20 protein-coding genes are annotated in these 22,807 nt (G+C 53.9%); 12 read left to right on the forward strand and 8 right to left on the reverse strand.

Features of this window, described 5'->3' with window-relative positions; genetic code table 11:
• Positions 1-6: 6 nt before the first annotated feature.
• On the reverse strand, positions 7-822 hold the full coding sequence (mlaF, locus tag LH23_RS02885) for a phospholipid ABC transporter ATP-binding protein MlaF (RefSeq protein ID WP_039288134.1): 816 nt from the start codon (positions 820-822) through the stop codon (positions 7-9).
• A gap of 229 nt (positions 823-1,051) precedes the next feature.
• On the opposite strand from mlaF, the gene LH23_RS02890 reads away from it, so the two are divergent.
• The 11 genes from LH23_RS02890 (at position 1,052) to npr (ending at position 8,977) form a co-directional block, all read left to right on the forward strand.
• A complete protein-coding gene (locus tag LH23_RS02890; RefSeq protein WP_039288137.1) occupies positions 1,052-2,029 on the forward strand; it encodes a calcium/sodium antiporter in 978 nt (325 codons plus the stop codon).
• Positions 2,030-2,045: 16 nt separating this feature from the next.
• Positions 2,046-3,032 (forward strand): arabinose-5-phosphate isomerase KdsD, encoded by a 987-nt coding sequence (gene kdsD, locus LH23_RS02895; protein ID WP_039288140.1) that lies wholly within the window; start codon positions 2,046-2,048, stop codon positions 3,030-3,032.
• A 16-nt stretch (positions 3,033-3,048) separates the two neighbouring features.
• Positions 3,049-3,615 (forward strand): 3-deoxy-manno-octulosonate-8-phosphatase KdsC, encoded by a 567-nt coding sequence (gene kdsC, locus LH23_RS02900; protein WP_039288143.1) that lies wholly within the window; start codon positions 3,049-3,051, stop codon positions 3,613-3,615.
• Positions 3,612-4,184 (forward strand): LPS export ABC transporter periplasmic protein LptC, encoded by a 573-nt coding sequence (gene lptC / locus LH23_RS02905; RefSeq protein WP_039288147.1) that lies wholly within the window; start codon positions 3,612-3,614, stop codon positions 4,182-4,184. The genes kdsC and lptC overlap by 4 nt, the downstream gene beginning before the upstream one ends.
• Positions 4,153-4,704: a lipopolysaccharide ABC transporter substrate-binding protein LptA gene (gene lptA / locus LH23_RS02910; protein WP_039288150.1), complete on the forward strand. Its 552-nt coding sequence runs from the start codon at positions 4,153-4,155 to the stop codon at positions 4,702-4,704. Before lptC ends, lptA begins: the two co-directional genes overlap by 32 nt.
• A gap of 6 nt (positions 4,705-4,710) precedes the next feature.
• Positions 4,711-5,436 carry an LPS export ABC transporter ATP-binding protein gene (gene lptB, locus LH23_RS02915; RefSeq protein WP_008454830.1) on the forward strand — a complete coding sequence of 242 codons (726 nt, stop codon included), beginning with the start codon at positions 4,711-4,713 and terminating at the stop codon, positions 5,434-5,436.
• A 48-nt stretch (positions 5,437-5,484) separates the two neighbouring features.
• Complete coding sequence (rpoN, locus tag LH23_RS02920; protein WP_039288153.1) at positions 5,485-6,918, forward strand: RNA polymerase factor sigma-54; 1,434 nt, start codon at positions 5,485-5,487, stop codon at positions 6,916-6,918.
• A gap of 22 nt (positions 6,919-6,940) precedes the next feature.
• Positions 6,941-7,228: a ribosome hibernation promoting factor gene (gene hpf, locus LH23_RS02925; RefSeq protein ID WP_008454833.1), complete on the forward strand. Its 288-nt coding sequence runs from the start codon at positions 6,941-6,943 to the stop codon at positions 7,226-7,228.
• Positions 7,229-7,309: 81 nt separating this feature from the next.
• Complete coding sequence (ptsN, locus tag LH23_RS02930) at positions 7,310-7,807, forward strand: PTS IIA-like nitrogen regulatory protein PtsN (protein WP_039288156.1); 498 nt, start codon at positions 7,310-7,312, stop codon at positions 7,805-7,807.
• 46 nt (positions 7,808-7,853) lie between these two features.
• Positions 7,854-8,708, forward strand: coding sequence for an RNase adapter RapZ (gene rapZ, locus LH23_RS02935; RefSeq protein ID WP_008454836.1), 855 nt, complete (start codon positions 7,854-7,856; stop codon positions 8,706-8,708).
• A complete protein-coding gene (gene npr, locus LH23_RS02940) occupies positions 8,705-8,977 on the forward strand; it encodes a PTS phosphocarrier protein NPr (RefSeq protein WP_008454837.1) in 273 nt (90 codons plus the stop codon). The genes rapZ and npr overlap by 4 nt, the downstream gene beginning before the upstream one ends.
• Positions 8,978-8,992: 15 nt before the next feature.
• Here npr and LH23_RS02945 read toward each other — a convergent pair whose 3' ends face one another.
• The 7 genes from LH23_RS02945 to LH23_RS02975 all read right to left on the reverse strand — a co-directional run bounded on the left by LH23_RS02945 (position 8,993) and on the right by LH23_RS02975 (position 17,667).
• The gene (locus LH23_RS02945; protein ID WP_039288159.1) at positions 8,993-10,129 is read right to left on the reverse strand and encodes a glycerate kinase; all 1,137 of its coding nucleotides are present in this window, start codon (positions 10,127-10,129) and stop codon (positions 8,993-8,995) included.
• Positions 10,130-10,139: 10 nt separating this feature from the next.
• Positions 10,140-11,408 carry a GntP family permease gene (locus LH23_RS02950; protein ID WP_039288161.1) on the reverse strand — a complete coding sequence of 423 codons (1,269 nt, stop codon included), beginning with the start codon at positions 11,406-11,408 and terminating at the stop codon, positions 10,140-10,142.
• A 138-nt stretch (positions 11,409-11,546) separates the two neighbouring features.
• Positions 11,547-12,674, reverse strand: coding sequence for a sugar diacid recognition domain-containing protein (locus LH23_RS02955; protein ID WP_039288165.1), 1,128 nt, complete (start codon positions 12,672-12,674; stop codon positions 11,547-11,549).
• Between the two features lie 46 nt (positions 12,675-12,720).
• Positions 12,721-13,449: a monofunctional biosynthetic peptidoglycan transglycosylase gene (mtgA, locus tag LH23_RS02960; protein ID WP_039288168.1), complete on the reverse strand. Its 729-nt coding sequence runs from the start codon at positions 13,447-13,449 to the stop codon at positions 12,721-12,723.
• Positions 13,446-14,099, reverse strand: a complete 654-nt coding sequence (gene elbB, locus LH23_RS02965; RefSeq protein ID WP_039288171.1) for an isoprenoid biosynthesis glyoxalase ElbB — start codon at positions 14,097-14,099, stop codon at positions 13,446-13,448. The genes mtgA and elbB overlap by 4 nt, the downstream gene beginning before the upstream one ends.
• Before the next feature lie 231 nt (positions 14,100-14,330).
• Entirely contained in the window at positions 14,331-16,673 is a 2,343-nt protein-coding gene (gene arcB, locus LH23_RS02970) for an aerobic respiration two-component sensor histidine kinase ArcB (RefSeq protein ID WP_039288173.1), read from the reverse strand.
• A 61-nt stretch (positions 16,674-16,734) separates the two neighbouring features.
• Positions 16,735-17,667, reverse strand: coding sequence for a TIGR01212 family radical SAM protein (locus LH23_RS02975; protein WP_039288176.1), 933 nt, complete (start codon positions 17,665-17,667; stop codon positions 16,735-16,737).
• 679 nt (positions 17,668-18,346) lie between these two features.
• Here LH23_RS02975 and gltB point away from each other — a divergent pair.
• On the forward strand, positions 18,347-22,807 hold the full coding sequence (gene gltB / locus LH23_RS02980; protein WP_156108010.1) for a glutamate synthase large subunit: 4,461 nt from the start codon (positions 18,347-18,349) through the stop codon (positions 22,805-22,807).

Here is a 22,807-nt window from a genome sequence, read left to right on the forward strand (position 1 = left end):
AGCAGTTTAGCTCCTCGTTCCAGGTAATAAATCTTGTCGATAATCCCCGGCGGGATAACGGAATGGCACCGGGCCGTCCGCGATCCCATCAAGGAACTGTCTAACGCGTGGATCGTGGTTTTCACATAACTCCGCGGGACTACCTTGCGCCACAATGTGCTGATCGGCAGCAATATAAGCGTAATCCGCGATGCTTAAGACTTCTGGTACATCGTGTGATACCACAATGCAGGTGACGCCAAGAGCGCTGTTAAGTTCTGAAATAAGCTTAACCAACACGCCCATGGTAATAGGATCCTGCCCGACGAAAGGTTCATCAAACATAATCAGGTCTGGCTCAAGTGCAATAGCGCGGGCAAGCGCGGCGCGGCGTGCCATCCCGCCAGATAATTCAGAAGGCATCAGATTCGCTGCCCCGCGAAGCCCGACAGCTTCCAGCTTCATCATCACCGTACTGTGTAATAAAGGTTCTGGTAACTGAAGATGTTCACGCAGCGGATAAGCCACGTTTTCAAACACGTTAAGATCGGTAAACAAGGCGCCGGATTGAAACAGCATGCTCATGCGTTTGCGTACGGTAAACAGCCGCGAGCGCGACATCGCCGGTACATTTTCGCCATCAAACAGAATTTCCCCTCTGTCCGGCTGGATCTGCCCACCGATAAGCTTCAAAAGCGTTGTCTTACCGATCCCCGATGGCCCCATGATCGCCGTCACTTTGCCGCGTGGTACGGTCAGCGAAATGTTCTCGAAGATCTGCCGCTCTCCGCGGGAGAAACTCATCCCACGGATCTCAACCAGATTCGCTTCTGTCTGACTCATCGCCCTTCCTTTTTTATGTTTGCCGGCAAGCATGGCCTCAAAGGGATGCTAAAACCCAACATTTTTACAGAATATTACCTGCGCAGGTTAGCTAAAGCTGGCATTTGTTTTACTTTTTCGCCGCATAAAGTCAGAATTACGACTTATCGCCAGGCTCAGGCTGCACTTCGTTTTGCCCGACCCTTCAGGCCCTCAGGATCGGCGATTATACCCTAATAAAGGATTTTTCATGCTGTTAGCTACGGCGCTATTAATTATTGGTTTACTTCTGGTGGTCTATGGCGCCGACCGTTTAGTTTTCGCCGCAGCAATCCTTTGCCGCAGTATTGGGATCCCACCGCTGATTATCGGCATGACGGTGGTCAGCATCGGCACCTCGCTTCCTGAAATCATCATCGCCAGTACTTCTGCGCTGCACGGCCAGTTGGATTTGGCCGTAGGAACAGCGATTGGTTCAAATATCACCAATATTATGCTGATTCTGGGGCTGGCCGCCCTGCTGCACCCATTTACCGTTAATTCCGATATTCTACGCCGTGAGTTGCCTCTAATGTTGGCGGTGAGTGCCGCCGCAGGTCTGTTTCTCTATGACGGGGAGCTGACGCAGGCAGAAGGTGTCATGCTGCTGACAATCGCGGTGTTATATCTACTCTTTATCATTAGAATAGGCCGCCTTGCGGAACGGCAAGGTGTCGATAGTCTGACGCGGGAACAACTGGCCGAACTCCCTCAAGAAGGCAGCCTTTCCGTCGCATTTTTATGGCTAGGCGTTGCGTTAGTTATCATGCCAATGGCAACGCGGATGGTCATCGATAATGCCTCGGTGCTTGCCCATTATTTTGGCGTAAGCGAACTGGTTATCGGTTTGACGATCATTGCGATTGGCACCAGCCTGCCAGAATTAGCGACCGCCATAGCCGGAGCGCGCAAGGGCGAAGATGACATTGCGATTGGTAATATCATCGGCTCGAACATTTTTAACGTGGTGTTTGTGCTTGGCATTCCTGCACTGCTGGCGCCGGGCCACCTGAACCCGTTGGCTTTTGCCCGGGATTATTGGCTGATGTTAGCGGTAAGTGCTGTTTTTGCGCTGCTCTGCTGGCGTAAACCTCGCCAAATCGGCAAGCTCGCGGGCGCTCTGTTAACATGTGGGTTCATCATATGGATCGTGGTGCTGTGGTTCGTTGCGCCACCTGTCGTCGGATAAAGTGGGAACGGGAATTATGTCTCATATAGATTTAGCACCGGGTTTTGACTTTCAACAAGCGGGCAAAGACGTGCTCAATATTGAACGTGAAGGCCTGGCTCAGCTCGACCAGTACATTAACGACGATTTCTCACGGGCCTGTGAGAAGATATTCTACTGTCCCGGCAAAGTTGTTGTCATGGGGATGGGGAAATCGGGTCATATTGGGAAAAAAATAGCGGCAACCTTTGCCAGCACCGGCACGCCAGCTTTTTTTGTGCACCCAGGGGAAGCCAGCCACGGTGATTTAGGCATGGTCACAGCACAGGATATAGTTCTGGCGATTTCTAATTCCGGTGAGTCGAACGAAATTCTGGCGCTCATCCCGGTCTTAAAGCGTCTTCAGGTTCCTCTGATTTGCATGACCGCCCGCCCGGAAAGTTCAATGGGACGCGCAGCGGATATCCATCTGTGCATCAAAGTGCCTCAGGAAGCTTGCCCTCTCGGCCTCGCGCCAACGTCCAGCACAACGGCGACGCTGGTTATGGGCGATGCGCTAGCCGTGGCGTTACTGAAAGCCCGTGGTTTTACCGCTGAAGATTTTGCGCTGTCTCATCCTGGGGGCGCTCTGGGTCGTAAGCTGTTACTCCGCGTAAACGATATCATGCACACTGGTGATGATATCCCTCACGTGAGCAAAGAGGCTTCTTTGCGCGATGCGCTGTTGGAGATTACCCGTAAAAATATGGGAATGACGGTCATCTGCAATGACCTGATGAAAATTGAAGGTATCTTTACCGATGGCGATTTGCGTCGCGTGTTCGATATGGGCGTCGATTTACATACCTTACGTATTGCGGATGTCATGACAACAGGCGGCATTCGCGTACGTCCAGGAACATTGGCTGTTGATGCATTAAACCTGATGCAGTCACGCCATATTACTTCGGTTCTGGTCGCAGATGGCGACCAGTTGCTGGGTGTGGTACATATGCATGACATGCTACGCGCAGGCGTAGTTTAAAAAAGGATTAGCCTTAATGAGTAACCGTGATGCGCTGCTCAATACCTGTTATGGACCGGTAAGCGCGCAGGTCATAGCGCGGGCGAAAGAGATTCGTCTGCTGATTCTGGACGTCGACGGCGTGATGTCTGACGGCCTTATTTACATGGGCAACAGCGGTGAAGAGCTTAAGGCCTTCAACGTGCGTGATGGCTATGGTATTCGCTGTGCCCTGACCTCAGGAATAGAAGTCGCTATTATTACTGGAAGGAAAGCAAAGCTGCTGGAAGATCGCTGCACAACGTTGGGCATTACCCATCTCTATCAAGGTCAATCAGATAAGCTTGTGGCGTTTCAGGATTTGCTGTCAAAGGTTGCGCTGTCTCCCGATCAGGTGGCCTATATTGGCGATGACTTGATCGACTGGCCGGTCATGGAACGAGTCGGTTTAAGCGTTGCCGTTGCTGATGCTCACCCATTATTGACGCCAAAAGCGGATTATGTGACCAGAATTAGCGGTGGGCGAGGTGCAGTGCGGGAAATCTGCGATCTTCTGTTGATGGCGCAAGGCAAGCTTGATGAGGCTAAAGGGCAATCCATATGAGCAAGACCAAACGTTGGATTATTTTCCTGCTCGCCATTGCGGCATTAGTGCTTATCGGCCTGAATCTGACGGAGAAGGACGAACCTAGCGTAACCGTTAACAACGACACGCCGACTTACCAAAGCGAATTCTCCACAACGGTCGTATACAACCCGCAGGGCGCGTTGAACTATAAGCTTATTGCTCAACACGTTGAATACTTTTCCGATACTGGCATTTCATGGTTCACTAAGCCGGTCATGACTCAGTACGATGAAAATAAAATCGCCACATGGGAAATTCACGCGGATCGCGCCAAACTTACCGATGATAAAATGCTTTATTTGTACGGCAACGTCATCGTCACAGCGCTAACGCCTGATTCTCAGTTACGGAAAATCACGACGGATAATGCGCAGGTGAATTTAATCACTCAGGATGTCGCTTCTGACGATCTTGTTACCCTGTACGGCACCACATTTAACTCCAGTGGCCTGAAAATGCGTGGCAATTTACGCAGCCAAACTGCACAGCTGATTGAAAAGGTTAAGACCTCTTATGAAATCCAAAATAAACAAACTCAGCCTTAAACTTGTTCTGCTTGGTTCGCTCTTTGCCGCACCTTTGTCTGCCTGGGCACTGACGGGTGATACCGACCAACCTATTCATATCGAATCCGACCAGCAGTCTCTCGATATGCAGGGCAACGTCGTCACCTTCACCGGCAATGTGGTTGTGACCCAGGGCACTATCAAAATCAACGCCGATAAAGTCGTTGTGACCCGCCCAGGCGGTGAACAAGGCAAAGAGGTGATTGATGGCTATGGTAACCCTGCTACTTTCTATCAAATGCAGGACAACGGTAAGCCGGTAAAAGGCCACGCCTCAACCATGCATTATGAATTGGCTAAAGACTTCGTTGTGCTGACCGGCAACGCTTACCTTGAACAGCTGGACAGCAACATCACCGGCGACAAAATCACCTACCTGGTGAAAGAGCAAAAAATGCAGGCGTTTAGCGAGAAAGGCAAACGCGTGACCACCGTACTGGTACCGTCTCAGTTGCAAAACAAAAACGGCCAGCAACCGGCACCGAAAAAGAGTAACTGATTCGTTATGGCAACTTTAATTGCGAAAAACCTGGCCAAAGCCTACAAAGGCCGCCGCGTAGTCGAAGACGTCAGCCTGACCGTTAAATCAGGTGAAATTGTGGGGTTACTCGGGCCGAACGGTGCCGGTAAAACCACGACGTTTTACATGGTGGTGGGGATCGTGCCACGCGATGCGGGCAACATCATTATTGATGAAGAAGACATCAGCTTGCTGCCACTACATGCTCGCGCGCGTCGCGGCATCGGTTATTTGCCGCAGGAAGCGTCCATTTTCCGTCGCCTGAGCGTATTTGATAACCTGATGGCGGTACTGCAGATTCGTGACGATCTTACGTCAGAGCAGCGTGACGATCGCGCTAACGAGCTGATGGAAGAGTTCCACATTTCGCACCTGCGCAACAACCTTGGGCAGTCGCTCTCCGGCGGTGAACGTCGCCGCGTTGAAATCGCCCGCGCGCTAGCGGCCAACCCGAAATTCATTTTGCTGGATGAACCCTTTGCCGGGGTTGACCCTATTTCCGTTATTGATATCAAACGCATCATCGAGCACCTGCGTGACAGCGGCCTCGGCGTGTTGATTACCGATCATAACGTCCGCGAGACGCTGGCCGTCTGCGAACGCGCTTACATCGTTAGTCAGGGGCATCTGATTGCCCACGGAACACCGGAAGAAATCCTTGAAGACGAGCAAGTTAAGCGAGTCTATCTGGGCGAAGAGTTCAGACTCTGATAGGGTGGGAAGTCTTACACGACTTATTTGAGGAAGTTTGCTCTGAACATGAAGCAAGGTTTGCAATTACGGCTTAGCCAACAACTTGCTATGACGCCCCAGCTGCAGCAGGCCATTCGTCTGCTACAGCTCTCAACGTTAGAGCTTCAGCAAGAACTCCAGCAGGCACTGGACAGTAATCCATTGCTTGAGCAAACCGACCTGCATGATGAGATCGATACTCAGGAAATGCCTGAGAGCGAAGCAATGGATACCCGTGAAGCCCTCGAGCAGAAAGAAATGCCCGATGAGCTGCCTCTGGATGCCAGCTGGGATGAGATTTACACCGCCGGTACCCCTTCAGGGACAGGAACGGACTATCTGGACGATGAGCTACCGATCTACCAGGGTGAAACGACCCAGTCACTCCAGGATTACCTGATGTGGCAGGTCGATCTGACACCATTTTCCGATACGGATGCCGCTATTGCGACTTCTATTGTCGATGCGGTGGATGAAACCGGGTATCTCACTGTTCCACTGGAAGACATTCTCGAGAGCCTGGGCCACGACGATGTCAGCCTTGACGAAGTAGAAGCCGTCCTCAAACGTATCCAACGTTTTGATCCCGTCGGCGTTGCCGCGCGGGATTTACGCGATTGCCTGCTGATTCAGCTTTCTCAATACGCCAAAGAGACCCCATGGCTAGCGGAAGCCCGGCTTATCGTTAGCGATCATTTAGATCTGCTGGCAAATCATGACTTCCGGACGTTGATGCGCGTCACGCGTATCAAAGAGGACGCGCTTAAAGAGGCCATGTGCCTGATTCAGTCTCTTGATCCCCGCCCTGGCCAGTCGATCCAAACGGGTGAACCTGAGTACGTTATCCCTGATGTACTGGTGCGCAAACACCTGGCGCGCTGGGTTGTAGAGCTTAACGCAGACAGCATCCCGCGTCTCAAAATCAACCAGCAATATGCAGCCATGAGCGGCAATACGCGCAATGACAGCGACTCGCAGTTCATCCGCAGTAACCTGCAGGAAGCGAAATGGTTGATCAAAAGCCTGGAAAGCCGCAATGATACGCTATTGCGCGTGAGCCGCTGCATTGTTGAACAGCAGCAGGCCTTCTTTGAGCACGGTGAAGAGCACATGAAGCCGATGGTGCTGGCCGATATTGCTCAGGCGGTGGACATGCATGAGTCGACAATCTCCAGGGTGACCACTCAGAAATATTTGCATAGCCCACGCGGCATCTTTGAATTGAAATATTTCTTCTCCAGCCACGTCAATACCGAAGGCGGCGGTGAAGCCTCCTCCACGGCAATTCGGGCGCTGGTGAAGAAGTTAATAGCTGCGGAAAACCCCGCCAAACCGCTGAGCGACAGTAAGTTAACCTCAATGCTGTCAGATCAAGGTATCATGGTGGCGCGCCGCACAGTTGCGAAGTACCGAGAGTCTTTATCCATTCCACCGTCAAACCAGCGTAAACAGCTGGTGTGACTTCACCGATAAGGAAGACACTATGCAGCTCAACATTACGGGACAAAACGTCGAGATCACTGAGGCACTACGTGAATTTCTGAACTCGAAATTTGCCAAACTGGAGCAGTACTTCGAAAGAATCAACCAGGTCTATATTGTATTAAAGGTGGAAAAAGTCACCCATACAGCGGATGCTACGCTGCATGTGAACGGTGGAGAACTGCATGCCAGTGCCGAAGGCCAGGACATGTATGCGGCGATTGACGGCCTGATTGATAAACTGGCCCGACAGTTAACGAAACACAAAGATAAACTAAAACAACACTGATAATCCGGGCATCCGATGTGCATATGGCCGGCCCGCTGCTTAAGTAGCGGGCCGTTTGCACAAAAGTGCTTAGGTGAACTTATGATGAACAACGATTCCGCTCTACAACTGAGCAATGTCCTTAACCAGGAATGTACTCGCAGTGGCGTCCACTGCCAGAGTAAAAAACGTGCGCTGGAAATCATCAGCGAACTGGCAGCCAAGCAGCTTGGTCTTCCACCACAGGTCGTTTTCGAAGCCGTACTGACCCGTGAACGTATGGGCAGTACCGGCATTGGCAACGGCATCGCTATTCCTCACGGTAAACTGGAGGAAGATACGCTCCGCGCCGTTGGCGTCTTTATTCAACTGGAAACGCCAATCGCTTTTGATGCCATCGACAATCAACCGGTTGACCTGTTATTTGCGCTGCTGGTACCGGCTGACCAGACAAAAACTCACCTGCACACGCTTTCCCTGGTGGCCAAGCGTCTGGCGGATAAAACTATTTGTCGCAGACTGCGCTCAGCCAGCAGTGACGAAGAGCTTTACCAGATAATTACTGAAACAGAAGTCGATCACGACGGCGAAAACGAATAATCGGCGCGTTTGATGTCTCAGACAGATAAATCGGGGGAATGATTACATGGTGCTGATGATTGTCAGCGGCCGCTCAGGTTCAGGGAAGTCTGTAGCCTTGCGCGCACTGGAAGATATGGGATTCTATTGCGTGGATAACCTGCCGGTTGTCCTGTTGCCAGAGCTGGCAAAAACGCTTGCCGATCGGCAAATCTCTGCTGCGGTCAGCATTGACGTGCGCAACATGCCGGAGTCGCCGGAGATCTTCGAGCACGCGATGGACAGCCTGCCAGACGCTTTTTCTCCGCAGTTACTGTTCCTTGATGCCGATCGTAATACGCTGATTCGCCGCTACAGCGACACACGCCGTCTGCATCCGCTTTCCAGCAAAAATCTCTCTTTGGAAAGTGCGATTGATGAAGAAAGCGATCTCCTCGAACCGCTAAAATCCCGAGCGGACCTGATTATCGACACCTCAGAAATGTCGGTGCATGAACTGGCAGAGATGCTGCGTACTCGCCTGCTGGGTAAACGTGAACGCGAACTCACCATGGTGTTCGAGTCTTTCGGCTTTAAGCATGGCATACCAATTGACGCCGATTATGTGTTCGACGTACGTTTTCTGCCGAACCCGCACTGGGATCCAAAACTTCGCCCAATGACCGGCCTCGACCGCCCGGTCGCCGCCTTCCTCGACAGGCACACAGAAGTACACAATTTTATCTACCAGACCCGCAGCTATCTTGAGTTATGGTTACCGATGCTGGAAACCAACAACCGTAGCTACCTGACCGTGGCGATTGGCTGTACCGGTGGTAAACACCGCTCGGTTTATATTGCAGAGCAACTGGCCGACTACTTCCGTTCACGCGGGAAGAACGTCCAGTCCCGTCACCGCACGCTGGAAAAACGTAAAACATGAGCGTAAAGCAGACCGTTGAAATCACCAACAAGCTGGGCATGCACGCGCGCCCGGCGATGAAACTGTTTGAGCTGGTACAAAGTTTTGATGCAGAAGTGATGCTGAGAAATGAAGCGGGGACCGAGGCCGAAGCCAGCAGCGTGATTGCCCTCCTTATGCTGGATTCAGCCAAAGGAGGCCATATCGAAATAGAAGTCACTGGCCCGGAAGAAGAGCAAGCCCTGGCTGCCGTGATTGCTCTGTTCAATGCCGGATTTGACGAAGACTAACCGCTGTGCGCGGATCTAACCGCGCCCTATTTTCCATACTGCGGCAACGTTTCGCGCCGTCACGTTAATATTCTCGCCCGCCCTTTCCAACGCCTCCGGCAGTGTCTGTACCCGGTTAAGCACCGAGAAAACGGCGTCGAGACCGTGCTGATGGACTACGCCGTAATCAGTCGTCATCCCACCCGCCAGCGCAATAACCGGTACCTGAAAACGCTTAGCTACCCTCGCCACGCCAATCGGCGTTTTGCCGTAAATGGTCTGACTGTCTATACGTCCTTCTCCGGTAATAACCAGGTCTGCTCCCTGAACGGCGTCGGCAAGCCGCAAAGCGTCCGTGACAATTTCCACTCCGGGCTGCAGGCGAGCATGAAGTAAACCAAACAAAGATGCCCCCATGCCTCCTGCTGCCCCGGCACCTGCTACGGTAATCACAGCCTTGCCGCTGCTGTGCTCCAACTGTTCGCCATAATGCCTGAGAGCAGTATCAAGCTGCGTAACCTGTTCGGGCGTAGCGCCTTTCTGCGGCCCAAAAACCGCCGACGCACCGCGTTCACCGCACAGTGGATTATCAACATCGCAGGCAACCAGAATGTCGCACTGCGCCAGGCGAGCATCCAGTTGGCTAACATCTATCTCTGAAAGCCCGGCCAGGGCAGCACCGCCGGCACAAAGCTCATTGCCTTGCTCATCACGAAGCCTGACGCCCAGCGCCTGCATCATACCGGCCCCGCCGTCATTGGTCGCACTGCCGCCGATACCAATAATGATTTTGCGAGCACCGCGATCCAGCGCCGCCAGAATAAGCTCCCCGGTGCCAAAAGTACCGGTCAGCAGCGGATTTCGTTTTTCGGGCAGCACCAAATGCAGCCCTGATGCGGCCGCCATTTCAATGATGGCGGTTTCACCGTCGCCCGTTATGCCAAAGAAAGCCTCAACAGGCAGCCCCAGCGGGCCGGTCACCGTTACAGGGATGATTTGCCCGTGCGTCGCGGCAACCATAGATTCAACGGTGCCTTCTCCTCCGTCGGCCATCGGCAGCTTGATATACTCTGCGTTCGGGTAAATCTCGCGAAAACCTTGCTCAATGGCCTCAGCGACCTGCATCGCGCTCAGGCTCTCTTTGAAAGAATCGGGGGCAATAACAATTTTCATGGCAACCTCATTAACCCGCTAAATTAAACACGCCAAACATCAGGGTTGAAACAAAAGCGATGGCCAAACCAACGGCGGTTTCATAGGGAAGCAGTTTTAAGCGTTCGTGAACCTGCATATTCACGCTCCCCCCAGTGGCATGGAAAAAGCTGCCGTGCGGCATATGGTCAAGCACCGTTGCCCCGGCATGGATCATTGCCGCCCCGGCGAGTGCAGAAATGCCCATATCGACAAGCGTTGAACTAAACACGGCAGAAGCCACCGCCGTCCCGGCCGTTGTTGATGCCGTAGCCATTGACATCAGCGCACCGGAAAAAGGAGCCAGAAGGTAGGACGGCATGCCGGAGGCAGTTAAACCGCTAATCAGTACATCCTTCAACCCGGAGTTGGCGATGATCCCGGCCAGCGTTCCGGTCCCCAGCAGCATAATCGCTACCGGAGACATACGCGCCAGCCCCGACACCATAAAATGATTTGTCTGCCGCCACTGCCCCATCACTATAGCCCCAATCAGGCCGCCTATCGGCAACGCAACCAGCGGATCAATCGCAATGCCGGCAATCGGGCGAAGTGCAAGCAGGCAGATAGCCACCAGCGGAGCCGCTATTGCCGCACCAAACGCGGGCAAGGCCTTCTCTTTTTCCCCGGCAATAAGCTCGTTACTGGAAACTTTGGAGCCCCGATGCTGCAACCGCTTCGCCAGGAAATAGGCCAGCACCAGACCAAACAGACCCGGCACGATGCCCGCCATCATTAAGTCGGTGAGGGGAACATGGAAAGCGTCGGCCGCCGAAATCGTATTAGGGTTGGGCGACATAACGTTGCCAGCCTTCCCGCCGCCAATCATTGCCAGCAGAATAGCCATTTTCGAAATATCGGCCCGGTGAGCAATCGCGAGTGCAATAGGTGAAACGGTAATCACGGCGACATCGATAAATACGCCGACGGCGGTCAGCAACATGGTCGCCACTGCCAGAGCAAATAGCGCCCTTTTCTCGCCAACCTTACGGACAATAGTTTCGGCAATTGTGTTGGCGGCCCCGGACTCAATCAGCACCCCCGCCAGTATGCCTGCCCCGAGGATGCGCAGTACCGCATTGGTAATCCCCTGCGCCCCGGTAATCATTAGCGAAAGCGTCTGCACTAAATCGGCGCCGCCGACTAATCCGCCAGCAAGAGCACCGGCAATCATGCCGTAGGCCGGGGGAACCTTGCGTAAAATAAGAACAATAGAAACAACCAGCGCCACCAGGGCGCCCAGAGCCGAAACCGTGGTCATAACTCACTCCTGTTTTGATTTTTTTAGGGAGATCGAAAGGTACGGCGGGACATTACCCTGAGCAGGCAGCGAATAGCTTGAGAGGAAACACCAGAAAATGGACGGCGTAAGAAACGCTTTTTTGTAGATTGCTACAAATCAGTCGCTAAGCTGCATACCAATAAACAGCTGAAGTACTGAATCTAACTTATTAATATTTAAAGCCGTTATTGACTCTATCTTGCTGAGCCGATAGCGCAGTGTATTGACGTGAATATGCAGCAATTTTGTCGTTTGAGACAGATCACAATTCTGTTCAAAATAGCAGCGCAACGTGCGGCGAAGCACACCTTTCGAATCAGCCTTACAGAGAGTTTGCCACGCTCGCCCCATTTCATCGGCCTGCCAGCTGCCGGAAAGTCCGTTGAGCAGCACAGGCAATAAAAGATCCTGATAGTACAAAATCGACCGGCCAACTTTTTGCCTTGCAGACATCTCATGTAGCGCTACGGCACTAAGCCAGGAACGCCGTAACCCATCGTCACCGTCGAAGAATCCTCCAACTGACAGGGTGACCTCAAAATGCGCCAGCAGCTGAGAATGAAGTTTCCGCAGCGTTTTTTTCAACAAAACCAGCGGCTCCTCAGCTCGTCCGCCGCCCAGGGGTAACAGCATGGCGATTTGTTCAAAGCCGACGGGCGTCACTAACGCCTGGCTGTCGTAACCGCCGAGTCGCTCGAGCAGCTCCCGCTGGCGCAAAACATCCCGAGAGGGAAAATCAATCATCAGCGCAATCCGTGGCAGCTCAAGATCTACGCCAAGACCGCTGGCCATAGGGCGCAGCTCCGCCAGACTTTGTTGCCCGGAAATAATTTGCGCTGTGAGTTGCTCCCGGTAGCGCTTTTCCCACTGATTTTGCTCAAGCATTTCCGCCTGTTCAAGGATCAACTCGGCCGCCATTTTGACCAGTTCAGCGTAAGCCTGCACTTTCTCTGGCTCGCCAGAAATCCCCACCACGCCAACAATTTTCTGGCGAAAGACGATAGGCAAATTAATGCCGGGTTTAACCCCTTTCAGCCGCCGGGCAGAAGCTTCATCAATAATCACGGTTCGGTTTTCTGTCAGGGCCAGGACAGCACCTTCATGACGCTGATGCAGACGACGCGGATCGCCAGAGGCAATAATCACGCCCTGTTCGCTCATCACATTCACCGAGTGATCGATAATGCTCATGGTGCGCTGGACAATTTGCCGGGCGGTATCTTCTTTAAGGCAGGAGGTCATCATAGCGTTTACCTTGTCGGGGAGGCGGTGCGAGTGCGCCATGTGCGGGTTATTTTAAATTATGTTGCTCAAGGAATGACTCCCCGCCCAGCTGGCGCATCTGCCGCAAAATCCACTGCTGGCGCTGGCGAATATAGCCTGAAGGCGCATTAGCCTTAAAACGAATCGGATTAGGCAGGACGGCGGCAAGCAGCGCGGCTTCGGCGGGCGTCAGCCGGCTGGCTGGCTTGTTGAAGTAGCGACGAGAGGCTTCCTCCACGCCAAAAACGCCTTCACCAAATTCGGCAATATTCAGATACACCGTCAGAATACGTCGCTTGCTCCACGCGGTTTCAAGCCCCACCGTGAGGCCGGCTTCCAACCCTTTACGGAGCCAGCTCCGCCCATCCCACAAAAACAAATTCTTTGCAGTTTGCTGGGAAATCGTCGACGCGCCTCGTACCCTTTTTTCGTTACGCTCGTTGTGAGACAGGGCCTTTTCTATGGCATCGGTATCAAAGCCCCAGTGCTCGGGAAACTTTTGGTCCTCAGAGGCGATCACCGCTAGCCCCATCCACGGCGAAATATCATCCATGGAAACCCAGTCAGAATGGGCAACGTAACCGAAGTTGCCGCTGAACCACGCGCTGAACTGCCGCTCCACCATCACTGCGGAAAACGGCACCGGGAGGAAGCGGAAAACCAGGATGCCCATGAACCAGACCGCCAAAACCGCCAGAACAACTTTCAGTAGCCAGCGTTTAACCCACTGCCACGGCGCGAAACGCCCTTTACTCATGCGCTAAGTTCCAGCACGCGGGCAACCAGCTTGTCGATCCCGGCAGCGGCCTCAGCGATATTTTGCGCGAGCATGTAAGCAGGAGTGGTGACGACCTTCTGTTCTTCGTCCACCACGATATCATCTACCGGACAAGGAACATGCTCAGCGCCCATTGCTTCAAGCACTTCAGCGGTATCGATATCCGTGCCAATGGTGAGACGCACAGGCATATCCAGAATCTTTGGCAACATCGCCGGGGCAATACACATAAAACCGAGCGGTTTGCCCTGCTCGTGACATTCCCTCGCCAGGCGGCGTAAATCTGCATCAACCTCACAATCAGCGCCCTGCGAAGCAAAGGTGCTTAGATTTTTAGCCGCGCCAAAACCACCCGGCACAATCAATGCGTCAAGGTTTTCAGACAAAGCTTCACGCAACGGCTGAATATTGCCGCGAGTGATACGGGCAGCTTCTACCAGCACGTCGCGAGTTTCTGCTGCAGCTTCGCCTGTTAAATGATCGATCACGTCAGACTGAGGTTTATCCGGCGCGAAGCAAACTGCTTCAGCACCAGCACGAGAAATGGCCAACAGCGTTAATACGGCCTCATGAATCTCACTACCGTCATAAACCCCACAGCCGCTTAGCACTACGCCTATTTTTTTCATCCGCCCGCTCCTTTTTGTTCCAGGTGAATCAGTATCAGCCACGTTAATTTGATCGCTATGCTTCACATATTTTACTGATTCACGTAACAAATATTTTAAGGTTTGCTATCTTATATGGCTGACAGCCCGCGAATTGCTGGTTGTGCCGTTCGATAATTCAACGCTAAAAAAGGCGCAACCCTGTTTTCCCTGGTGTTGGCGCAGTATTCGCGCACCCCGGCCTGGCCGGGGTCATTTTTTTCCAGCGTCCGCAACCCACGCTCTTAATACGCTAACGTCATGTTGCCACTCTTGTTTCAGCTCTTCGATCCATTCCCCGACATTATCAGACCACGCAGGTAAATCTGGGGACTGAATTTGCTGGGCAACCTGCTGTAAATGCCGCAAACCAACAGAACCTGCCGCACCTTTAATTTTATGCCCCTCTTCCACCACGCCCTTGTTATCCCGCGCGGTCATATTGGAATCGAGCACCTCTAAATAACCCGGCATCATTTTTTCAAACATCGCCAGGCCATCGGTAATCAGTTTCGGCCCCACCAGCTCGATATATTGTTCGAGCATCGGAATATCGAGTAACGCTTGCTGTTTTTCACTATCGACTTTTGTCACCACAGGCTCCTTCTCCGTTATCTGCTTATCCCAGAATTTTTGGATCATCGACATCAAGGCAGGCACGGCGAGCGGCTTACTCAGCACATCATCCATCCCGGCCTCAAGATACTCAGTTTTGTTTTTCAGCACGTTAGCCGTTAGCGCCACCAGCGGCGGCAGCTCGTCTTTGCTAAAGCGTTTATTCAGCTCGCGGGAGATATCCAGCCCGGTCATATCCGGCAACTGGATATCCAACAGCACCAGGTCGTATTCGCCCGGTATAAACATCTCCAGTGCGTCTTTCCCGGTCATTGCTACGTCAACGCTGTTGCCAAGCTTCTCGAGCACAGAACGCGCCACGATAACGTTAAGCTCAATATCCTCCACCAGCAGCACATGCAGGGCAGGCAGCGGCATATCGTCATCTTCCAGCGTGTCTTCCACTTCCTCGGCCACGCTCGGCGCCTGAACGGTCAGCGTGAACAGGGAACCTTCACCCGGCTTGCTGGTGACGGTAATATCCCCGCCCATACTTTTCGCCAGACGGCGAGAAACCGCCAGCCCAATCCCCGTTCCGGTCGCAGGCTTGCCGCCGTGGCTGTCTTTAACCTGATAGTACATAGCAAAGATTTTGTCCTGCTCATCCACCGGAATACCTATCCCGGAGTCCTGAACCTCAAAGCGCAGGCAGCTCTCTTCTTCATAGCGAACTCGTACCGTGACTAATCCCCCTTTTGGCGTGAACTTCACGGCATTGCTGATCAGGTTCCAGAGGATCTGACGCAGACGCGTTCCGTCTGTCACCACCTTGTGCGGCAGCGGTAACGTCGGGTCCATCACAAACGACAGCCCTTTCTGCTGAGCCTGCAGCCCAGAGAGGTTTTCCAAATCAGCAAGGAAGCTGGTGAAATCTACCGGCTGGTTATCGAGCTGCACTTTGCGGCGCTCGAGCTTGTCCATATCGATGATATCGTTGAAAATATTGCCCAACGTAATGGCAGAAACATGAATCGTTTTCAGATAGTTGGTCTGCTCGGCGGTGAGATCGGTATCCAGCAGAATACGGCTCAGGCCGACAATGCCATTCAGCGGCGTACGCAGCTCGTGGCTGATGGTGGAGATAAAGGTGGTCTTGTCCCGGCTCGCACGCTCCAGCGCGTCCTGATAGCGCTTACGCTCGGTAATATCGCGGCCAAAGCCCATCAGCCCGTGGCGTTTACCGACGCGGTCGTAATAAGGCACTTTACGAATTTCAAAGCAGGCTTTACGGCCATCCGGGTAGTCCAGCCATTGCTCATAGGTCAGAGACACGTTGTGGCGGAACACTTTTTCGTCTGTTTCCAGCACCTTCTCAGCGGCTTCGGCAGAGTACACATCCTGCGGCTTGAGGTGGATAAGCTGTTTCTCGCTCTTGCCGGTCAGCAACTCCATCGCCCGGTTGCAGCCTGAAAACTCCCGGTCTTCGTTGCGATAGAAGACCAGATCGGGCGAAGCATCAAGGAAAGAGCGCAGGAAAGAGGACTGCTGCTCGAGCCGGATTTGCGTCTCCTCACGCTCCTGCATTTCAACTTTAAGCTGCTCCAGCATGGTCTGGCGCTCGGCTTCCGCTTTTACACGGTCGGCGATTTCCTGGTTAAGCTGGGCGATATTGTCCTTAAGCTGCACGTTAAGAATGAGGTCGCGCTCACGCATCTCCTCCAGCTTTTCCACCAGCTTCGATAGCCGCTGCCTGGACTCCTCAAGCTGTTCAACTACAACCGACAGGAAGTAAACCGCCCAGGGCGTAATCAACAACCCAAAGAAGATAGAGCGGACAACGTCGATACTTTCAACCTGGCCGCTCAGCAGCATGGTGACGGCCATTTGCACCACCATCGCCAACACGACCAGCGCCGAAGCCAGCAGCAGGGAGAAGCGCACCAGCCCCAGCTTCACCATAAGATCAACGTAATACTGCGCCAATAACCGAATTTGCTTCATGGAACGATTCCTTCGCCTTGGATGCGCTAAATATACCGCAAAAAGGAACCGGGCTCAGGATTTACGAAAGAACTGAGAGATCCCACGGCGTGCCCAGCGCTGAACCCTGCGCCCCGTGCGCCAGCAAATACTTGTCGATATCCACCATCGCGGCCCAGCGGTTCTCACACCATAAAGGGGCAAGCAAGGTTGGACGCCGGGCATTAGCCGAAATGCGATGGAACACGACATCAAGCGGAGTATGGCGAATCATTTCTCCCGCGGTGACGACATACTCATCCAGCGCGATCCCCTCAAGGCGACCTGCTCGCCAGCTTTTGGCCATAATGCTTCCGTCAACGATATGCAGAGGGTGTAGCTTCAGGCCGTCTACACCGGTTTCAACCACTTGCTCCAGCGAGTTCATACATTGCGACTGGCCTTCACCCGGTAAACCGACAATCAGATGGCTGCAAACCTTTAACCCCCTCGCTCGGGCCCGGCGGGTAGTTTCCTGATAACAGGCAAAATCGTGCCCACGGTTGATGCGATGCAGCGTTTTGTCATTCGCCGTCTGTAACCCCAGCTCCAGCCACACTTCATAGCCCTGAGCGTGATAATCGCTTAGCAAATCCAGCACGCTGTCGGGCACGCAGTCAGGCCGGGTACCCACGCACAGCCCCACGATGCTGGTCTGGCTGACCGCCTGCTGGTACATCGATCGCAACACCTGCACTTCAGCCCAGGTGCTGGTATAGGCCTGGAAATAAGCCAGATAGCGCTGAGCACGATTCACACGGCTGGCCTGGTGTGCGAGCTGCTCGGCAATGGAATTGTGCTGCTGGGTTTCATCAGCGAAAGAGGCCACGTTGCAAAAAGTACAGCCGCCTCGCCCGATCGTACCGTCGCGATTGGGGCAACTGAAACCGCCATGCAGCGTGAGTTTATGGACTTTTTGCCCGTAGCGACGAGAGAGATCGCCGCCAAACATATTGACTAATTTCTGTAACTGCATAATCTGATGGGCCGTCCCGAAAAAGGGGACTAGCCTGCCATTTTCTTCTCGCACCGGCGATGACCTGGATCAATCGCTTCGGCGCAGCCTTATCTATTGCATATAAACTCAAAATAAGTGCAACTCTATTCACATAAGGCTTGATTACTTTTCCTTATGATGCGGCCCTTTATTTAAAGAATATGACGAACGGTGAAAAACAGTGTCATGCTGCACTTCACGGGGGTTAAGCAGCATATCATGCTGGCAATATCATTCATGCCAGCATGGTCTGGAGTTTCACGGCCTTTCGGATAGTGAGGACGATCACATAACACTCGGCGTTCGTCGTCGTTTCCCCACAGTCAAAAAAGAACAAAAAACCATTAAATTCATAATATTAAGTCACTCTTAGCACAGTTTTGTATAAATAAGAATGCCATTTGACCTGTGTGCTCTTTCCCGATAAGTTGGAAATCCGCTGGAAGCTTTCTGGATGGGTTCTGTGCCCATCATATTTATGCAGTAATTGAGATTCCCTCTAAAGCAAGTCCTCAACACTTGTGACACCGGATGCGTTGGACATTAAGAGGGCGACACGCGAGGCAAGCGTATGATGCGCAAACCCCGTCGCCATGCCCTTGCTGCGTCCACGCGCAAACGGTTGGGAGTAACGTAGAGCCTGGGGAGGTTCACTGATATGTTGTACGATAAATCCCTTGAGAAGGATAACTGTGGTTTCGGCCTGATCGCCCACATAGAAGGCGAACCTAGCCACAAGGTAGTGCGTACCGCTATTCACGCGCTAGCCCGTATGCAGCACCGTGGTGCCATCCTTGCCGACGGTAAAACCGGCGACGGTTGTGGTCTGCTGCTGCAAAAACCCGATCGTTTCTTCCGCATTGTTGCAGAAGAGCGCCAATGGCGTTTGGCCAAGAACTATGCCGTTGGCATGATTTTCTTGAACCAGGATGACGCGCTTGCCCGCGCCAGCCGCCGCATTGTTGAAGAAGAGCTGCAAAACGAAACTCTGTCTATTGTTGGCTGGCGTGAAGTACCGGTGAACAAAGACGTGCTCGGTGAAATCGCCCTCTCCTCTCTGCCACGTATTGAACAAATTTTCGTTAACGCCCCGGCGGGCTGGCGCCCTCGTGATATGGAACGCCGCCTGTTTATCGCCCGTCGCCGCATCGAAAAACGCATCCAGGAAGATAAAGACTTCTATATCTGCAGCCTGTCTAACCTGGTGAACATTTATAAAGGTCTGTGTATGCCGGCTGACCTGCCGCGCTTCTACCTGGACCTGGCGGACCTGCGCCTGGAATCGGCCATTTGCCTGTTCCACCAGCGTTTTTCCACCAACACCGTGCCACGCTGGCCGCTGGCTCAACCGTTCCGCTATCTGGCGCACAACGGTGAAATCAACACCATCACCGGTAACCGCCAGTGGGCGCGCGCCCGTACCTATAAATTCCAGACGCCGCTGATCCCCGATCTGCACGATGCCGCTCCGTTCGTGAACGAAACCGGCTCCGACTCCAGCTCCATGGATAACATGCTTGAGCTGCTGCTGGCGGGCGGGATGGATATCGTGCGCGCCATGCGTTTGCTGGTTCCGCCTGCATGGCAGAACAACCCGAACATGGATCCTGAGCTGCGTGCCTTCTTCGACTTTAACTCCATGCATATGGAGCCGTGGGACGGCCCGGCCGGTATAGTTATGTCGGACGGGCGTTTCGCCGCCTGTAACCTAGACCGTAACGGCCTGCGTCCGGCACGTTATGTGATCACCAAGGACAAGCTCATCACCTGCGCCTCTGAGGTCGGGATCTGGGACTACCAGCCGGATGAAGTGGTTGAGAAAGGCCGCGTTGGCCCGGGCGAGCTGATGGTTATCGACACCCGTGTTGGGCGCATTCTGCATTCCGCTGAAACCGATGCCGAGCTGAAAAGCCGCCATCCGTATAAAGAGTGGATGGAGAACAACGTTCGCCGCCTGGTGCCGTTTGAAGACCTGCCGGACGAAAAAGTGGGCGCACGGGAGCTCGACGACGACACGCTCGCCAGCTACCAGAAACAGTTTAACTACAGCAGCGAAGAGCTGGATTCAGTGATCCGTGTGCTGGGCGAAAATGGCCAGGAAGCCGTGGGTTCAATGGGCGATGACACCCCATTTGCCGTACTTTCCAGCCAACCACGCATTATTTACGACTACTTCCGCCAGCAGTTTGCGCAGGTGACCAACCCGCCAATCGATCCGCTGCGTGAAGCCCACGTCATGTCCCTGGCCACCAGCATTGGTCGCGAAATGAACGTCTTCTGTGAAGCAGAAGGCCAGGCACACCGCCTGAGCTTCAAATCGCCGATTCTGCTGTGGTCCGATTTCCAGCAGCTCACCACGCTGGAAGAGGAACACTATCGCGCCGATACGCTCGACATCACCTATGACGTGACCGAGAAGTCGCTGCACGAAACGGTGATGGCGTTGTGCGACGAAGCGGAACGCATGGTTCGCAACGGCACTGTCTTGCTGGTGCTGTCCGACCGTAATATTGCCAAAAATCGCCTGCCGGTTCCGGCTCCAATGGCCGTGGGCGCCATCCAGACTCGCCTCGTTGAGAAGAGCCTGCGCTGTGATGCCAACATCATTGTTGAAACCGCCAGCGCCCGCGATCCGCATCACTTCGCCGTGCTGCTGGGCTTCGGCGCGACCGCAATCTACCCGTACCTCGCCTATGAAACCCTGGCGAAGCTGGTCGACAACGGCGCTATCGACAAAAACTACCGCACCGTGATGCAGAACTACCGCAACGGCATCAACAAAGGGCTGTACAAGATCATGTCCAAAATGGGCATCTCGACTATCGCCTCTTACCGTTGCTCTAAGCTGTTCGAAGCGGTGGGTCTGCATAAAGAAGTGTCCGAGCTTTGCTTCCAGGGCGCGGTCAGCCGCATCGGTGGTGCAGGCTTTGGCGACTTCCAGCAGGATCTGTTGAACCTGTCCAAACGTGCCTGGCTGGTACGTAAGCCGTTGGATCAGGGCGGCCAGCTGAAATTCGTTCACGGCGGGGAATACCACGCCTATAACCCGGACGTGGTGCAAACGCTGCAAAAAGCGGTGCAGAGCGGCGAATACAGCGACTATCAGCAATACGCGAAGCTGGTTAACGAGCGTCCTGTCGCCACGCTGCGCGATATGCTTGCGCTGAATCCGCAGGACGAGTCCGTCAAAATTGAAGACGTTGAGCCAGCAACCGAGCTGTTCAAACGCTTTGATACCGCGGCTATGTCTATCGGCGCCCTGAGCCCGGAAGCACACGAATCCCTGGCTGAGGCGATGAACAGCATCGGCGGGAACTCTAACTCCGGCGAAGGCGGTGAAGATCCAGCGCGCTACGGCACCAATAAAGTGTCCCGCATCAAGCAGGTGGCTTCCGGCCGCTTTGGCGTGACACCTGCTTACCTGGTCAACGCCGACGTTATCCAGATTAAAGTTGCACAAGGCGCAAAACCGGGCGAAGGCGGTCAGCTGCCGGGCGATAAAGTGACACCTTACATCGCCAAGCTGCGCTATTCCGTGCCGGGCGTGACGCTGATTTCACCTCCGCCTCACCACGATATTTACTCTATCGAGGATTTGGCTCAGCTGATTTTCGACCTGAAGCAGGTTAACCCGAAGGCGATGATTTCCGTGAAGCTGGTTTCTGAACCGGGCGTCGGCACCATCGCGACGGGCGTAGCCAAAGCCTATGCTGACCTGATTACTATTGCCGGCTACGACGGCGGCACCGGCGCAAGCCCGCTATCGTCCGTGAAATACGCGGGCTGCCCGTGGGAACTTGGCCTGGTGGAAACTCAGCAGGCGCTGGTGGCTAACGGCCTGCGCCATAAGATTCGCCTGCAGGTGGACGGCGGCCTGAAAACCGGCCTCGATATCATCAAGGCAGCAATTCTTGGCGCCGAAAGCTTCGGCTTCGGTACCGGGCCAATGGTTGCTCTGGGCTGTAAATACCTGCGAATTTGCCACCTGAACAACTGCGCTACCGGCGTTGCAACTCAGGATGACAAACTGCGTAAAAACCATTACCACGGCCTGCCGTTCAAAGTGACCAACTACTTTGAATTCATCGCTCGCGAAACCCGCGAACTGATGGCGCTGCTGGGCGTGAAACGTCTGGTTGATTTGATTGGCCGTACCGACCTGCTGAAAGAGCTGGACGGGTTTACCGCCAAACAGCAGAAGCTGGATTTGTCTGCCCTGCTGAAAACGGCTGAGCCGATGCCGGGCAAAGCAGTGTACTGCACCGAGCATAACCCGCCGTTCGATAAGGGCGACCTTAACGCACAGCTGCTGAACCAGGCACAGGCGTATGTAGACGACAAGCAGAGCAAAACGTTCTGGTTTGATATCCGCAACACCGACCGTTCGATTGGGGCTTCGCTCTCCGGCTACATTGCCCAGCAGCACGGCGATCAAGGCCTGGCGTCTGATCCAATCAAGGCGCACTTTAACGGCACCGCAGGCCAGAGCTTCGGCGTCTGGAACGCAGGTGGCGTTGAGCTGCACCTGACCGGTGATGCCAACGACTATGTCGGCAAAGGCATGGCTGGCGGGCTGATTTCTCTGCGTCCACCGGTGGGCTCAGCCTTCCGCAGCCACGAAGCGACCATTATCGGCAACACCTGCCTGTATGGCGCGACTGGCGGGAAGATGTATGCCGCAGGCCGTGCCGGTGAACGTTTCGCGGTGCGTAACTCAGGTGCGATCACCGTGGTTGAAGGCATCGGCGATAACGGCTGTGAATACATGACCGGCGGTATCGTCTGTATTCTGGGCAAAACGGGGGTTAACTTCGGGGCTGGTATGACGGGCGGTTTCGCCTATGTACTGGACGAAGACGGTGAATTCCGCAAACGCGTGAACCCGGAACTGGTTGAATTACTGAATGTAGAAGAACTGGCGATTCATGAAGAGCACCTGCGCGGCATGATCACCGAACACGTTCAACTGACCGGCTCCCAGCGCGGCGAAGAGATCCTGGCCAACTGGCCGGCATTCGCCTCGAAATTCACCCTGGTTAAACCGAAGTCCAGTGATGTCAAAGCATTGTTGGGTCACCGCAGTCGTTCCGCAGCTGAGCTGCGGGTGCAGGCGCAGTAA

This window comes from Cedecea neteri, from assembly GCF_000758305.1.
Taxonomy (GTDB): Bacteria; Pseudomonadota; Gammaproteobacteria; order Enterobacterales; family Enterobacteriaceae; genus Cedecea; species Cedecea neteri_C.